Annotated in this window: 14 protein-coding genes; 6 read left to right on the top strand and 8 right to left on the bottom strand. The window is 38.5% G+C overall.

Annotated elements, in window-relative coordinates; genetic code table 11:
* Window position 1 precedes the first annotated feature (1 nt).
* The 4 genes from pyrF to pgpB form a co-directional block, all read right to left on the bottom strand.
* Window positions 2-736 carry an orotidine-5'-phosphate decarboxylase gene (gene pyrF / locus D7029_RS08610; RefSeq protein ID WP_165124027.1) on the bottom strand — a complete coding sequence of 245 codons (735 nt, stop codon included), beginning with the start codon at window positions 734-736 and terminating at the stop codon, window positions 2-4.
* Between the two features lie 45 nt (window positions 737-781).
* Window positions 782-1,951, bottom strand: a complete 1,170-nt coding sequence (lapB, locus tag D7029_RS08605) for a lipopolysaccharide assembly protein LapB (RefSeq protein ID WP_098942984.1) — start codon at window positions 1,949-1,951, stop codon at window positions 782-784.
* Window positions 1,952-1,963: 12 nt separating this feature from the next.
* Window positions 1,964-2,281: a LapA family protein gene (locus D7029_RS08600; protein WP_088495686.1), complete on the bottom strand. Its 318-nt coding sequence runs from the start codon at window positions 2,279-2,281 to the stop codon at window positions 1,964-1,966.
* Between the two features lie 159 nt (window positions 2,282-2,440).
* Entirely contained in the window at window positions 2,441-3,121 is a 681-nt protein-coding gene (gene pgpB, locus D7029_RS08595; protein ID WP_228766754.1) for a phosphatidylglycerophosphatase B, read from the bottom strand.
* Window positions 3,122-3,426: 305 nt separating this feature from the next.
* On the opposite strand from pgpB, the gene ribA reads away from it, so the two are divergent.
* The 4 genes from ribA to D7029_RS08575 all read left to right on the top strand — a co-directional run bounded on the left by ribA (window position 3,427) and on the right by D7029_RS08575 (window position 6,032).
* Window positions 3,427-4,026 (top strand): GTP cyclohydrolase II, encoded by a 600-nt coding sequence (ribA, locus tag D7029_RS08590; RefSeq protein WP_075672080.1) that lies wholly within the window; start codon window positions 3,427-3,429, stop codon window positions 4,024-4,026.
* Between the two features lie 249 nt (window positions 4,027-4,275).
* Entirely contained in the window at window positions 4,276-5,091 is an 816-nt protein-coding gene (locus D7029_RS08585; RefSeq protein ID WP_088495689.1) for a MetQ/NlpA family lipoprotein, read from the top strand.
* Window positions 5,092-5,328: 237 nt separating this feature from the next.
* Window positions 5,329-5,529 (top strand): AAA family ATPase, encoded by a 201-nt coding sequence (locus D7029_RS08580; RefSeq protein WP_228766753.1) that lies wholly within the window; start codon window positions 5,329-5,331, stop codon window positions 5,527-5,529.
* The gene (locus D7029_RS08575; protein WP_194952604.1) at window positions 5,526-6,032 is read left to right on the top strand and encodes a DUF4276 family protein; all 507 of its coding nucleotides are present in this window, start codon (window positions 5,526-5,528) and stop codon (window positions 6,030-6,032) included. The genes D7029_RS08580 and D7029_RS08575 overlap by 4 nt, the downstream gene beginning before the upstream one ends.
* A 71-nt stretch (window positions 6,033-6,103) precedes the next feature.
* On the opposite strand, the gene acnA is transcribed toward D7029_RS08575, so the two are convergent.
* On the bottom strand, window positions 6,104-8,776 hold the full coding sequence (gene acnA / locus D7029_RS08570; protein WP_194952408.1) for an aconitate hydratase AcnA: 2,673 nt from the start codon (window positions 8,774-8,776) through the stop codon (window positions 6,104-6,106).
* Between the two features lie 219 nt (window positions 8,777-8,995).
* On the opposite strand from acnA, the gene D7029_RS08565 reads away from it, so the two are divergent.
* Window positions 8,996-9,826, top strand: coding sequence for a hypothetical protein (locus D7029_RS08565; RefSeq protein ID WP_088495694.1), 831 nt, complete (start codon window positions 8,996-8,998; stop codon window positions 9,824-9,826).
* A gap of 61 nt (window positions 9,827-9,887) precedes the next feature.
* Here D7029_RS08565 and cysB read toward each other — a convergent pair whose 3' ends face one another.
* The 3 genes from cysB to topA form a co-directional block, all read right to left on the bottom strand.
* Window positions 9,888-10,862, bottom strand: a complete 975-nt coding sequence (cysB, locus tag D7029_RS08560) for an HTH-type transcriptional regulator CysB (protein ID WP_075672088.1) — start codon at window positions 10,860-10,862, stop codon at window positions 9,888-9,890.
* Window positions 10,863-11,099: 237 nt separating this feature from the next.
* The gene (gene sodC, locus D7029_RS08555) at window positions 11,100-11,624 is read right to left on the bottom strand and encodes a superoxide dismutase family protein (RefSeq protein ID WP_088495695.1); all 525 of its coding nucleotides are present in this window, start codon (window positions 11,622-11,624) and stop codon (window positions 11,100-11,102) included.
* A gap of 155 nt (window positions 11,625-11,779) precedes the next feature.
* A complete protein-coding gene (gene topA, locus D7029_RS08550; RefSeq protein ID WP_194952407.1) occupies window positions 11,780-14,377 on the bottom strand; it encodes a type I DNA topoisomerase in 2,598 nt (865 codons plus the stop codon).
* 307 nt (window positions 14,378-14,684) lie between these two features.
* On the opposite strand from topA, the gene D7029_RS08545 reads away from it, so the two are divergent.
* A complete protein-coding gene (locus D7029_RS08545) occupies window positions 14,685-14,933 on the top strand; it encodes a YciN family protein (protein ID WP_088495697.1) in 249 nt (82 codons plus the stop codon).
* Window positions 14,934-15,253: the final 320 nt, after the last annotated feature.

Below are 15,253 nucleotides of genomic sequence, written 5' to 3'. Positions count from 1 at the left end.
ATTACATACCTTGTATAGAACGATTAATTTGTTGCAGTGTTTCTAGAGGATTATCACTACGTGTGATAGGACGACCAATCACCATATAATCAACACCTGCGGCAATGGCTTGCTCTGGTGTCATTACGCGACGCTGATCGCCAACATCACTTCCTGCCGGGCGAATACCCGGAGTGACTAATAGGAAATCATCACCACAAACTTGTTTAAAACGCGTTGCTTCATGTGCAGAGCAGACAACACCATCAAGACCACAAGATTTTGTCAGTAACGCTAAACGTTCAGCTTGTTCTGCGGGCGTCAATGTTATTCCCAATTCAATTAAATCAGATTGATCCATACTGGTAAGTACTGTCACAGCCGTTAAAAGTGGTGCATCTTTACCAAAGGCTGTAAGGCTCTCTTTGGCAGCACGCATCATGCGACTTCCACCACTTGCATGTACATTGACCATCCATACACCTAAATCAGCAGCGGCGGCGACAGCTCTTGCAACGGTATTGGGAATATCATGGAATTTCAAATCTAAGAAAATATCAAACCCTTCTTTTTGTAACTGAGTGACAAATTGAGGTCCAAAACGGGTAAACATCTCTTTACCAATTTTCAAACGACAAGATGAGGGATCGATACGCTGTGCAAAATCTAATGCACTTTTTTGGTCTTCATAGTCTAGTGCCACAATAACGGGCGCGCAGGTAAGCTCGGGCGATTTTTTATCACAATGAAATGACATTTTAGGGCCTTTATTTATAAAGAGACTATTAAAAAAGTGACATCGTCACTGACCATCTAAACCGCGAATAGGTTTAACGGTATCCCATGAACGACAGGATGGACAATGCCAATATAATGCATGAGAGGTAAAACCACATTTATGGCAACGATAATCTGGTTTTGTGCGAATTTGCTCACCAACCATATAGCGCAATAAGATAAGGCTCTCTTTGGCGCGTCCTTCTTCCGCTTCTGCTAAATGGTAACGCATTAAACGATAGAACAGGCGCATGGTTGGATGACGCTCTAATTGGCGATTAATGTATAACTGAGCTGCTTCAATACCTTCTTTAGCTTCAATAATGTCAGCAAGGTAAAGTTCAGCAATCGCACCACAATTACTATCCACACATTGACGTAAATAAGTTTCCCAACGAGAAGTATCGCCTTGAGATTGGAAACATTCAAAAAGCATAGGTAAGGTTTCACTGACCATCTCTTTATCTTGCTCAATGACTTTCATTAAAACATCAATGGCTTTTTGTTTATCATCACGAGCAATATAGATACGACCATACATAATTGAAACACGGGCACAGAGAGGGTCCATTTGCCCTGCTTTTTGTAACAAATTCAGCGCACTATCGAGATTATCACTGCTCATTTCTTGAAGTGCTAATTCACAATAAAAATGTGAAATTTGTTCTTTTAATTCATGCTGACCTAATTTCACCAATTTTTCAGCCGTTTCTATGGCTTTTCCCCAATCACTGGTTAATTGGTAAATAGCAAGCAAAGATTGTAGCGCACTTTGGCGAAATTCTTGTTCATCAATAAGTTGCTGAAACATATTTTCAGCACGATCGTAAACACCTGCCGCCACATAGTCGCGACCTAGCTGTTGAACAGCAAGTAGGCGTTGATCAAAAGAAAGTGCAGCACTCTCCATTAACGATTGGTGGATACGAATAGCTCGTTCGACTTCGCCACGAGAGCGGAAAAGATTACCTAAAGTAAGATGGGCTTCAAAAGCAGAGCTATCTTCTTTAAGCATTTCGAGGAAAAGATCAACCGCTTTATCTTGTTGATCAGAAAGTAAGAAGTTAACACCCGCCACATACTCACGTGACAGGCGATCGGCGTTCTGCTGTTTGTCCTGTTGAGCGCCACGACGCCCCATATACCAGCCGTAAGCCGCAGCGACAGGTAATAACAGAAACAGCAATTCTAGCATCAGCTATCGTCCTTATTTCGTAGCAGAAGCAACCGTTGGGCGACTTTCTTGGTTTTCTTGTTTTGTTTGGGCGCTTTCAAGACGTTTAATTTTACGTTTTGCTCGACCTAATGATAAGCGAGCTCGTAGATAAAAAACACCACTTACAATCCAGCCAAGTACAAAGCCCACACCAAACAGAGCTGCTAACAAGGTAGAAATACGATATTCACCTTGAGCAATAAGGTAATTAAATGTGACTACCTGATCGTTATTTGTGCCTAAAGTCATAGCTATCACCACGATGGCAAGAACAAGAATAACCAAAATAAAAAGTAGGACTTTTTTCACATTATTTCCTTTTTTATTCTCTTTTCTTTAGTAGACAGATAAAGGTAGCATTTTCACTGCGCACAAAGAAAGTCATTTCTTAGAATCATCTGATTTTCGTATATTTTTTCACATAAATATCGAAAAAGACATTCTGTATCTCAAAAATAAGGGCTATCGTCAGGATTTGAGCAATAAACGTCGCTCAATCACCTTAAATGCACACCAAACCAGCACTGTGCTGATAAGAATACCGACAATCACATCAGATGCCCAGTGCATTCCTAATACAATACGCCCTACCGTGACATCAATTCCCCATAATAACCCGAATGACGCTAAAAAATAATGACGACGCAACATAAAAAGGACAAAAACAAATAATGCGAGTGTGGCAGAGAATAAGCTATGACCCGATGGGAAAGCATAACCCGTTTCTGCTTTCCAATGTTTAAGTTGCCATTCAGGGATCACTGGTGAGTTGGCTAACCCATTTTGAAGTAATTGTTCTCGCTCTGGCCTTGAAACTTGATAAAAAGCTTCAGAGCTAATGTGCAGATTTTTACTAACCCAAACAACATATGGGCGAGGCTCTTTTACTGTGTTTTTAACCGCGACCTTAATTAATTGCCCAATAGATAATGTAGCAATAATTATCACTGCTAATTGAATAAAATGGTTACGCTTCAATTTTAAAACCATAAAGAGCAATGCTAACAAAACAATAATCGTCACAGCGCCCCAAGGTTTTGCTGCACTATCTGCTATCCATAATGTACTTATACCGCCTAAAGGGTGGTCGGTAGGTTGCCATTTCCAACCCAATATCAACACAACACTCGGTATGATTAAGAGCAACACACAGCCCAATAGAATCAACTTTGTTATTTGCTTATTCAATATATTGCCTCTTCTTTAATACGAATGTTGTCTTTCGTTCATGCTTAAAGGTAATTAGTATAATCGATGATAGTTTAGCAATAAATCATTATGCAATAAGGCTTAAAATCTGATAATTTGTAGAGGTGTGAATTTATAAGTGTGTGTTACCCAATTTCCTTGTCTATCAGACTTGGAAGCATTTCAGTGTTTTATTTCTCTTTGTTCTCGTTATAAAGTGTATAATCTTGAACGAGAGTTTCACCTGAAATTATGAGTCAAAAATAATGAAATTAAGACGTATCGCAGAAGCAAAACTACCAACTCCTTTTGGTGAGTTTTTAATGGTCGGTTTTGAAGAAATCGCAACAGGAAAAGATCATGTCGCCCTTGTTTATGGCGATATTTCAGGCTCAGAGCCCGTATTATCTCGTATTCATTCAGAATGTTTAACGGGTGATGCTTTATTTAGCCTACGTTGTGATTGTGGTTTCCAACTTGAAGCTGCGCTTTCACAAATCAGCAAAGCCGGTCGTGGCGTATTACTTTATCATCGCCAAGAAGGCCGCAATATTGGATTACTAAATAAAATACGCGCTTATGCATTACAAGATAAAGGATTAGATACCGTTGAAGCGAACCTCGAGTTAGGTTTTAAAGCAGACGAACGTGATTTTACCCTTTGTGCTGATATGTATAACCTATTAGGTGTTCATGAAGTTCGATTATTAACCAATAATCCGAAGAAAATTGAAATCATGAAAGCCGCAGGCATTAATGTTATCGAGCGAGTGCCATTGATCGTCGGACGTAACCCAAGCAATGCGCATTATCTTGATACTAAAGCCGATAAAATGGGCCATCTTTTATTTAAGAAAGCGCAATAATAAGTAACAGCACAGCATTAATTATTTTCAAATCCGAGCCCGTGTCGCTCGGATTTTTTATTTATGGTTTTTACTCTATTACCTTGTAAATTCATTCTTTATCTATTTTCTTTGTTTATATCTTGTTCTTTTTTATCGCTCTTTCATCATTCAATTATATCATGTGAAAATTTGTCATATGCGATTTCATTGACTATCCATCTGATTCTAAGTTATTTATTAATAAATAAATTTTGATAGGAATGCATTATGCCATTACATTTTTCTGGTAGGATTTTCAGCGCGCTATTATTAGCAGGAACGTTATTAACTGGCTGTGATAATAGCGATAAAAACAGCTATTCAATCAAGGTTGGTGTGATTAATGGTGCTGAACAAGATGTGGCTGAAGTTGCCAAAAAAGTCGCCAAAGAAAAATATGGCTTAGAGGTTGAATTGGTAAGTTTCAGTGGTTCTTTATTACCTAACGATCCCACTGCAAATAAAGAACTTGATGCCAATGTTTTTCAACATCGCCCTTTTCTCGCCCAAGATAATCAATCTCGTGGTTACAATTTAGTGGCTGTTGGTAATACCTTTGTTTTTCCTATGGCGGGCTATTCAACAAAAATTAAGCATCCTTCGGAGTTAAAATTAGGCGATACCATCGCAGTTCCTAACGATCCCACCAATTTAGGTCGAGCATTACTGTTATTAGATAAAGAAAAGCTGATTACGTTAAAACCAAACAGTGGTTTATTGCCTACAGCTATCGACATTATTGATAATCCACTTAAGCTTAAAATTATGGAGCTAGAAGGCGCACAATTACCGCGGGTTTTAAACGATCCTAAAGTGACTGTCGCTATTATCAGTACAACTTACATCCAGCAAATTAATTTATCTCCCACCAAAGACAGTATTTTTATTGAAGATAAAAACTCTCCTTATACCAATATTATTGTGACAAGAGAAGATAACAAAAACGCTGATAATGTGCGGGATTTTATTAAGGCTTACCAATCACCTGAAGTTGCAACAGCCGCCGAAACCATTTTTAATGGTGGTGCAATTCAGGGCTGGTGATAACTTATTAGATCCCTTAGGACATAAAAAAGTAACGTATAATAAGTACGTTACTTCATCCACTTAAGCTACGTTTTCTTCTACTCTTTCTTCTACTCATTTGATGATTTAACAATCTTCTATATCCCAGTATACTGACCCATCAGAAGCACATTTAAAAATAGAATTAACAATAGTCTGTTTTTAAGCCATAAAGAAAATACATACACCCTAATTATAAGATAGGTGGAAAAATCAGTGAGTAAAATAGATACATTAACTATCAAAGGTTTTAAATCTATCCGAGAACTAGATAACCTCCCACTTAATAGCCTCAATATACTGATTGGTGCTAATGGTGTTGGAAAAAGCAACTTTATCAGTTTTTTTCGTATGCTAAATGAGCTTGTTGAAGCAAGGGGGGTAATTTTAAATTTGAACGCGTTTATCCTGATATAAAAAACAGGTTACTGGCTGATGGAAATTGCTATTGCACTACCTTTTTTGATTATTATGGGTTGCCTGAGTCATTCCCGGGAAAAACATCTTCCTCACAGATATCCATCATGGAAGAAAAAGCGAAACATATCCAAGATGCATTTACACAAGAATTAACAAATAAACTTGGTGAACACGCAATGCAACGGTTTATACCTTATATTCAAATGTATGAATTTGAGGCGCTTTTATTTAGTCATCCTCAAAAAATGGCTCAAGGTATGGAACGACATGAATTAACTGATAGTTTTGCCAATATATTGAGAGAATTTACTTCTCCTGAACATATCAATAATTCACCTCAAACAGCTCCTAGTAAAAGAATTGAAAATTTAATTAATGGGTATGAAAAAACCTTACTTGGTATTTTAGCAGCTCTTGAAATTGGGGTAGCGACAATGCGAGAACATTGCATCTTATTTAATGAGTGGTTAACTAAGTTAGAATCTCTGAGACAGTCCTAATAAAATACGACTGAAAAAAACGCCCCATTATTTTTATAATGAGGCGTTTAATTTATTATAGCTAAACCTAATTAAAGCATATTACGAATAACATAATGCAATATGCCACCGTGTTGGAAATAGGCTAATTCAGTTTGAGTATCAATACGACAACGCGCCATAATAGTTTCAGTGTGATTATCTGCGAAAGTAATATTAACTGCGACATCTTGGTTCGGTGTTAATGCATTAAGCCCTGTGATCTCAATTTTCTCATCACCTTTTAAGCCTAATGTTTGACGAGTTACTCCTTTAGGAAACTCTAAAGGTAAAACCCCCATACCAATCAAATTAGAACGGTGAATACGCTCAAAAGAGCCTGCAATAACGACTCGCACACCTAATAAACGTGTTCCTTTTGCCGCCCAATCTCGGCTAGAGCCTGAACCATATTCACTACCAGCAATAATCGCCAATGGCGTATTTTCTTGTTGGTAACGCATTGAGGCATCGTAAATAGCCAGTGTTTCTCCCGTTGGAATATGCTTGGTAAAACCACCTTCTACTCCCGGCACCATTTCGTTACGAATACGAATATTGGCAAATGTGCCTCGCATCATAACTTCATGATTACCGCGTCTTGAGCCATAAGAGTTAAAATCTTTCGGCTCAACACCGTGCTCACGCAAATAACGCCCCGCTGGACTATCCGCCTTAATATTACCCGCAGGCGAGATATGATCAGTTGTCACTGAATCACCTAAAATAGCCAAAATGCTGGCTTGATGAATATCTTTAATTGGAGCAGGCGTTTTTGACATTCCTTCAAAGAAAGGCGGATGTCGAATATAGGTAGAATCTGGTTGCCAATCATAGACAGGTGTATCTTGTGTTTTCAGTGATTTCCATGTCGCATCACCTTCAAACACAGCGGAGTACTCTTTATGGAACATTTCTGTTTTAACTTTCTCAACAGCATCAGCAATCGCTTTACTATCAGGCCAAATATCTTTTAAATAGACGGGATTGCCCTGTTTATCTTTACCTAATGGCTCTTTAGTGAGATCGATATTCATATTTCCTGATAAAGCATAAGCAACCACTAAAGGCGGTGATGCTAACCAGTTGGTTTTTACTAAGGGATGAATTCGCCCTTCAAAGTTACGGTTACCGGACAATACAGCCGCAATAGTTAAGTCATTATCCTTAATTGCACTTTCAATCGGTGCTAATAAAGGCCCAGAGTTACCAATACATGTTGTGCAACCATATCCGACAAGATTAAACCCTAATTCATCAAGATAAGGGGTTAATCCTGCTAGATTAAGATAATCTGTGACCACTTTAGAGCCCGGAGCCAAAGAAGACTTAACCCAAGGTTTACGTTGTAATCCTTTTTCTACCGCATTTTTAGCCAATAATCCGGCTGCCATTAAAACATTAGGGTTTGATGTGTTGGTACATGATGTGATCGCCGCAATAACGACAGCACCATCAGTTAATTCAAACGCAGGATAATCATCAATTTTTACTTGAGGGAAGTGTGACAGTGGTTTCTTATTAGTTTCAAGCTCTACTGCTGCTTTAAATGCTTTTGGTACACTCGGTAGATTAACTCTATCTTGAGGACGTTTAGGCCCAGCGAGGCTTGCTTCAACGGTTCCCATATCTAACGATAAAGTTGACGTAAAGATGGGCTCATCACCTGTATGTCGCCATAAACCTTGCTCTTTGCTGTAAGCTTCAACTAGTGCTATTTCCTGTTCTTCACGTCCTGTTAAACGCAAATAATCAAGAGTGATATCATCTATCGGGAAGAATCCACAGGTCGCACCATACTCTGGTGACATATTGGCTATTGTTGCACGATCAGCTAAAGGTAATGACGCTAAACCATCTCCGTAGAATTCTACAAATTTACCCACCACACCATGAGCGCGTAACATCTGTGTGACGGTTAAAACTAGATCAGTTGCGGTGATCCCTTCGCGTAATTTTCCTGTTAGTTTAAAGCCAACAACATCAGGAATTAACATGGAGATAGGTTGACCTAACATTGCGGCTTCTGCTTCAATGCCTCCTACACCCCAACCTAGAACACCAAGACCGTTAATCATTGTGGTATGAGAATCTGTACCAACTAAGGTGTCAGGATAAGCCACATGACGCCCATTTTGCACTTCAGACCAAATAGCTTTGCCTAAGTACTCAAGGTTTACCTGATGGCAAATTCCTGTACCTGGTGGCACGACACGAAAGCGTTCAAAGGATTGCTGCCCCCAACGTAAGAAAAGGTAGCGTTCATAGTTACGCTCCATTTCAATTTCCACGTTTTCAGCAAATGCATTTTTACTGGCATATTCATCAACCATAACAGAGTGGTCAATAACTAAATCAACAGGTGATAGTGGATTGACTTTATCCACCTTCCCACCCAAAGATTTCACTGCTTCACGCATAGCGGCTAAATCAACGACCGCAGGCACACCGGTAAAATCTTGCATGAGCACCCTTGCAGGTCGATAAGCAATTTCACGTGATGCATGTGCTGTTTTTTGCCACTCAACTAACGCCTTAATATCCTCTTCAACAACAGTTTCATTGTCGAGATAACGCACTAAGTTTTCTAGTAACACCTTCAGGGACTTAGGAAGACGGGTAATATCGCCTAATTGGTGGGCAATTTCTGAAAGACGGTAGTACTCATATTCTTGAGATCCGACTAAGAGCGTGGAATGGCTCTCTTTTTTCAAACGTAACGACATAGCTTCTCCTTCTTATTTTTATACTGACAGCATGTTTAAACTATCAAAATAGGTAAGGTTATTTATTAAACATATCATATAACGTTGAATTTCGCTTAAAGACCACACAATTTGTTAACACAATGTTATGGCTGTCATGATGTTAATAAATTTTAGTCTCTGAATTTTCACTTAATTAGACTTTAATGGGAGAGGTATAACTGTGTAAGGATAATATTTATGAATAACAAACAATCTGATTTACTAAAAAATATTATGAATGCTGATCGCTATTTTGCGGAGCCTGTTACACCGCCTTTTCCGCAAACCTTATCGATGAATGCATTACATTCTCAAAATATAAAAGATGCCGAAGGTTTAGTACAATTTATCATCGCATCACCAAAACCTTTTGAGCCTTCCGAAATAGAAAGAATGTCACAACTTAAAAATATTCAAATTGGACTTATTTCTATTATGGCAAACCATCTTGCTGCATTAAAAAAAGAGGATAATGAAGCCTATTATCGCCCTGAACATTGGTTAGATACCCTCAACCATTTACCCCTTCTAGGGCACAATAAAATCGAAACAAAAAAGCTTCATAAGCAAACCTTTGATTTTTCCGTTGCTCAAGCATTTATTCAGTTATTACTAGGCGCTGCAATCAATGCCACATCCCCCGCACTTGGAGAATTTATTGATTTTTTACGTACCCAAGGGCAAAAAATAGAAGTCGGTTTACGAAAATCATTAGATAGCTATCAAACGATAACTATTGCGGGGATCACGGAGATACTCAATCATAATAATCATCTTATTTTTGTTCCAAAGCTGAAAATTTTGAGTCTACGTTTTTCTTATCAATCAGCGAAAATGCTACTCGCTAGTTGTATAGGTCGTAAATTTACCCTCTCTTTAGAGTACACCACTATTACCTCTGTATTTGATGCTAGCGCACTTGATGATCCGCTAATTAATCAGCAATTTTATGATTTTTTAAATAAGTATCGTCAGTTAAGTATTGCCAAATCAGATGCTTTTTTTAGTGGGGATTTTTATTTGAAATGAGTAATAGCAGAAATTAGGTTTATGAACACGCTTGAAGGCGGGGATCACCCGCCTTTCAGTATTACACTAAAGGTAATTCGATATCTTTAAATAACTCTTCAATTTCTTCGTTAGTTCGCAATGCAACCGCTTGTTCAATCAAATTACGTGTAAGATGAGGAGCAAAACGCCACATAAAATCATACATATAACCACGTAAGAAACCACTACGACGGAATGCAATTTTAGTGGTGCTATAACTAAATTTATCACGCATATCAATCGCGACTAAATCGCTATCAAGTACAGGATCAAATGCCATACTGGCAATCACACCAATACCTAAATGCAGTCTCACATAAGTTTTAATGACATCCGCATCGGTTGCAGTGAAAACGATTTTAGGTTTTAGCCCTACTTTACCGAAAGCATCATCAAGATCAGAACGCCCAGTAAAACCTTGGGTATAGGTGACGATATCGTAGCCCGCAAGCTCTTTTAACGTTACTTCTCGTTTTTGTGCCAGTGGATGATCTTTTGAAACCACTACAATACGGTTCCAACGATAGCAAGGTAACATCACTAAATCGTTATAAAGATGCAGTGATTCTGTCGCGATAGCAAAATCACTTTTACCTCTGCATACATCTTCAGCAATTTGTGTTGGCGATCCTTGGTTCATATGTAGTGAAACATCAGGATAGCGCTCAATAAAACCTTTTATTACTGGGGGTAATACATAACGAGCTTGCGTATGAGTTGTTGCAATTGATAATGAGCCTCTATCTGGATAAGTGTGTTCACCTGCAGCAGATCGAATAGCTTCTGTTTTTGATAAGATTTCTCTAGACAGCCTTACAATTTCTTCACCCGCAGGTGTCACATGCGTTAGATGCTTACCACTGCGAGAAAATATTTGTATACCTAGCTCATCTTCTAACATGCGAATTTGTTTACTTATTCCCGGTTGAGATGTATACAAACGCTCTGCCGTGGTTGAAACATTTAAATCGTTATTCACCACTTCAACGATATAACGCAACTGTTGTAATTTCATGGAGAGGCTATCCCTTCAACAAAAGACTTATTATTCCGTTATTCTATTTATATTCATATAACTAAAAAGAATAATAAAGATGTAATATATAACCACTATATCACTTATTTCATTTCGGTCTAACGTAATTAATAGCGTTATTTAGATTTTGTTATATCGAATAGTTATAAGCTATAAACAAGCATAAAAAAAGCCGACATTATTTGTCAGCTTTTATTTCATAATATTGGCACTAAATTATTTAATCACACCACATGCCATTCTTGCACCACCACCGCCAAGAGCAGCAGGATCATCAGAATAGTTGTCGCCACCCACATGCACCATAATTGCTTTGTCTTTCACTTGCTCAAGCTTAGTGAGTTTTGGCGCTAATACTGCGTAATCAGCAACACCTTTATCATTGACAACTAATCCTGGTAAATCACCTAAATGCCCATCTTTATTATAAGGCCCCAAGTGAACACCAACTTTTTCAGGATCTAAATGACCACCTGCTTTTAAAGCGGGTACAGGTTTGCCATCTTTCATATCAGGCTCACAAGAACCATTAGCATGAATATGAAAACCATGAATACCCGGAGTTAATCCAGTGAGTTTTGGCGTAAATAACAGCCCATAATCAGTTTCAGTGATAGTGACAACACCAATATCGTTGCCATCACCTGTCGGTAAAGCTTCTTTTAACGTGACATCTAACGTTGCAGCACTTGCCACAGAAGTAAAGAGTAAGCCAGATAGTAACAAAGGCATCAGTTTCATAGTATCTCCGTCTTATTATTAGCAAAGTAAAATATCAGACAAATAGAAATTAACCATTAATACTGTTTCAGTGTATTTAATTAGCATACCTTCTTAATACAAAAAAGCGACTAACTCTCATTAGTCGCTTTTTTATGTATCACGCAATGCCAATGTTATTTGGTTTTTTCAACCCACTTTCCATCGACATAAAACGCAGACCAACCTGTTGCCTTACCGTCTTTCTCTGAAGAAACATATTGCTGTTTTGTTTTACGACTAAAACGCACAATCGTTGGGTTTCCTTCAGGATCAGCCACCGGAGCTTCTGCTAAATAGCGCATTTTCTCTGCTAAACGGTCTTTAAAGCGAACTAGCTCTTCTACTTTTGGTGCCCGCGTTTCTCTTGATTTAGGGAACGTGTTTGCAGCCAAGAAGACACCCGCAGCACCGTCTCGTAAGACAAAGTAAGCGTCTGATTTTTCACATAGCAATTCAGGAAGTGGAACGGGATCTTCCTTCGGTGGTGCAATTTCACCGCTTTTTAAGATCTTACGGGTGTTTTTACAATCATCATTTGTACAACCCATGTATTTACCAAAACGCCCCATTTTCAGGTGCATTTCAGATCCACATTTATCGCACTCAATAACTGGCCCTTCATAACCTTTTAAGCGGAATTCACCTTCTTCAACTTCATAACCATCACATGCAGGGTTATTACCACAAACATGTAATTTGCGATGAGTATCAATCAGGTAACTGTCCATTGCAGTACCACATTTCGGGCAACGACGACGAGCACGTAATGCGTTAGTTTCTGCATCTTCCCCTTCAAGAATATTTAATAATTCATCTTCAGGGATAAGGTTAATGGTTTGCTTACAACGCTCTTTAGGCGGTAATGCATAGCCTGAACATCCTAAGAATACGCCTGTTGTCGCCGTTCTAATTCCCATATGTCGAGAACAAGTTGGACACTCAATTGACGTAATAACCATTGGATTTGGTCGCATTCCGCCCTCTTCAGGATCTTTTTCAGCAACATCTAATTGCTGACTAAAATCGGTGAAGAATGCATCTAATACCGCTTTCCAATTTTCTTCATTATTAGCAACATGGTCGAGATGATCTTCCATTTGCGCAGTAAAATCGTAATTCATTAAATCGCTAAAATTCTCTTCTAAGCGATCAGTTACAATTTCACCCATTTTTTCTGCATAAAAACGACGGTTTTCGACTTTCACATAACCACGATCTTGAATAGTGGAGATGATAGATGCATATGTTGAAGGACGACCAATACCGCGTTTTTCTAATTCTTTAACTAAAGTCGCTTCGCTAAAACGTGCTGGTGGCTTAGTAAAGTGTTGAGTGGGTTCTAACTCAGCTAAAGCCAGTTTTGCCCCTACATCAACGGCTGGTAAGGTTTTATCTTCATCTTTATTACGCATCGCTGGCATGACTTTCGTCCAACCTGCAAAACGTAAAGTACGACCTTTAGCACGTAGTTTATAATCACCTGATTCGACTGTTAATGTCGTCGAATCGTATTTTGCTGGTGTCATTTGACAAGCAACAAATTGATTCCAAATCAGTTGATATAAACGTTTGGCATCGTTATCCATATCTTTTAAAGATTCTGCGATAACGTTGATGTCAGAAGGACGGATAGCTTCGTGCGCTTCTTGAGAGTTTTCTTTGCTCGAATAAACGTTTGGCTCTTTCGGCAAATACTTAGCACCAAAATTCTCATTGATATAATCACGCGCCATTTGAATTGCATCCTGACTTAAGTTAGTCGAGTCAGTACGCATATAGGTTATATAACCTGCTTCATAAAGGCGTTGAGCTAGCATCATTGTCTTTTTCACACCAAAGCTTAAACGCGTACTTGCCGCTTGCTGTAAGGTTGATGTGATAAGCGGTGCGCTTGGCTTGCTGGATGTTGGTCTATCTTCACGATCTTTTACCGTGAAGGTCGCATTCTGTAATGCTTTAACCGCAACCTGAGTCTCATCAGATGAAACAGGGTTGAAGGCTTTGTCATTATAATGCGTGACTTCCATACGCAATGGCTGTTCATCAGGCGTTAACAGCGATGCATGTAATTGCCAATATTCTTCAGGAACAAAGGCTTTAATTTCACGCTCACGTTCAACTAAAAGACGCACAGCAACTGATTGCACTCGACCCGCAGATAATCCGCGAGCAACTTTTTTCCAAAGTAAAGGCGAAACCATATAGCCCACAACACGATCCATAAAGCGACGTGCTTGTTGCGCGTTAACGCGATCTATATTTAACTCACCCGGAGTTTGGAAAGCTTGTGTAATGGCATTTTTAGTGATTTCGTTAAAAACCACTCGACTAAACCGTTCATCATCACCGCCGATAACTTCGCGTAAATGCCACGCGATAGCTTCTCCTTCGCGGTCAAGGTCCGTTGCGAGATAGACATGATCAGCTTTCTCAGCCAATGCTTTTAGTTCAGCCACGACTTTTTCTTTGCCGGGTAGAATTTGATAATTCGCATTCCATCCATTATAGGGATCAACTCCCATACGGCTGACTAAGGCTGATTTCTCATCCTTTTTAACTTTTTTCACGCCTTTCGTGGCGGATGAGTTTTCGCTCTTCTGGCTGCCAGAACCACTCTTTGGCAAATCACGAATGTGACCCACGCTAGATTTAACTACGTAGTCATTGCCAAGATATTTATTGATCGTTTTGGCTTTAGCCGGGGACTCCACGATAACAAGAGCTTTACCCATAATTACCTTTACCTAATTAAACTTTGTTATGACGGTATCGTTTAATACCCTCAACTAAAAAAATGTTTAAAATCTCTTTTTTATATTGCGTTAGTTTTGCAATATATCAACCTGTTTTTATTCAAAGCTTTTGTTCGAGCTCAAAACTCGTGACTTTTTTTGAGGTATTTTAATCACCTCATCGCTTTGATCGGGTACAGGCAAATCATTGTTTGCTACATATAGAGTAGCTAAGCTTTTAAAAATGCCACACTCTACCTGATAAAAAGTGAGGCGCAACAAATTATTTTTCTAAGGAGCACATATTATGTCAACACAAACTACGCCGATTACAACAGAGATGCTACTTGAAAAAGCGAATAAAATCATATGTGAACATGAAGATTATATACACGGTATGCGTGCTGATTCGGTTGAACAGAAAGGTAATGTCCTCGTATTTAAAGGCGAATTTTTTTTAGATGAACAAGGTTTACCTACTGCAAAAAGCACAGCGGCATTCAATATGTTTAAGCATTTAGCTCATGTGTTATCTGACAAATACCATTTAGAATAAATCATCTTCGTGATTATTTTTGTTTAATCACTAAAGTAAATTCATTTACTCTTTAATCGATAACAAAAAAGAGACTTTACTTGCCAGTTATTGCATTCACTCAGATGCCAATAACTGGCATAATTAAACAAAAATAAAGAATAAAAATTCAACCTAAACGTAATGCGTATTTTCTATCACATCTCAACTCACAATTACACTTACCTATCAATACAATCAGTAATATCAATTATTTTTATTTTCTATTTACGGCTATATTGAAGCCTCCTAGAAAGAGGAAATATTTACCCTGTTGTTGTTATAAGCAATATCAATTATTT

This window comes from Proteus vulgaris (assembly GCF_016647575.1).
Classification (GTDB): Bacteria; Pseudomonadota; Gammaproteobacteria; order Enterobacterales; family Enterobacteriaceae; genus Proteus; species Proteus mirabilis_B.
The sequence above is the reverse complement of the archived record's forward strand: the minus strand, read 5'-3'. Positions and strand labels throughout refer to the sequence as shown.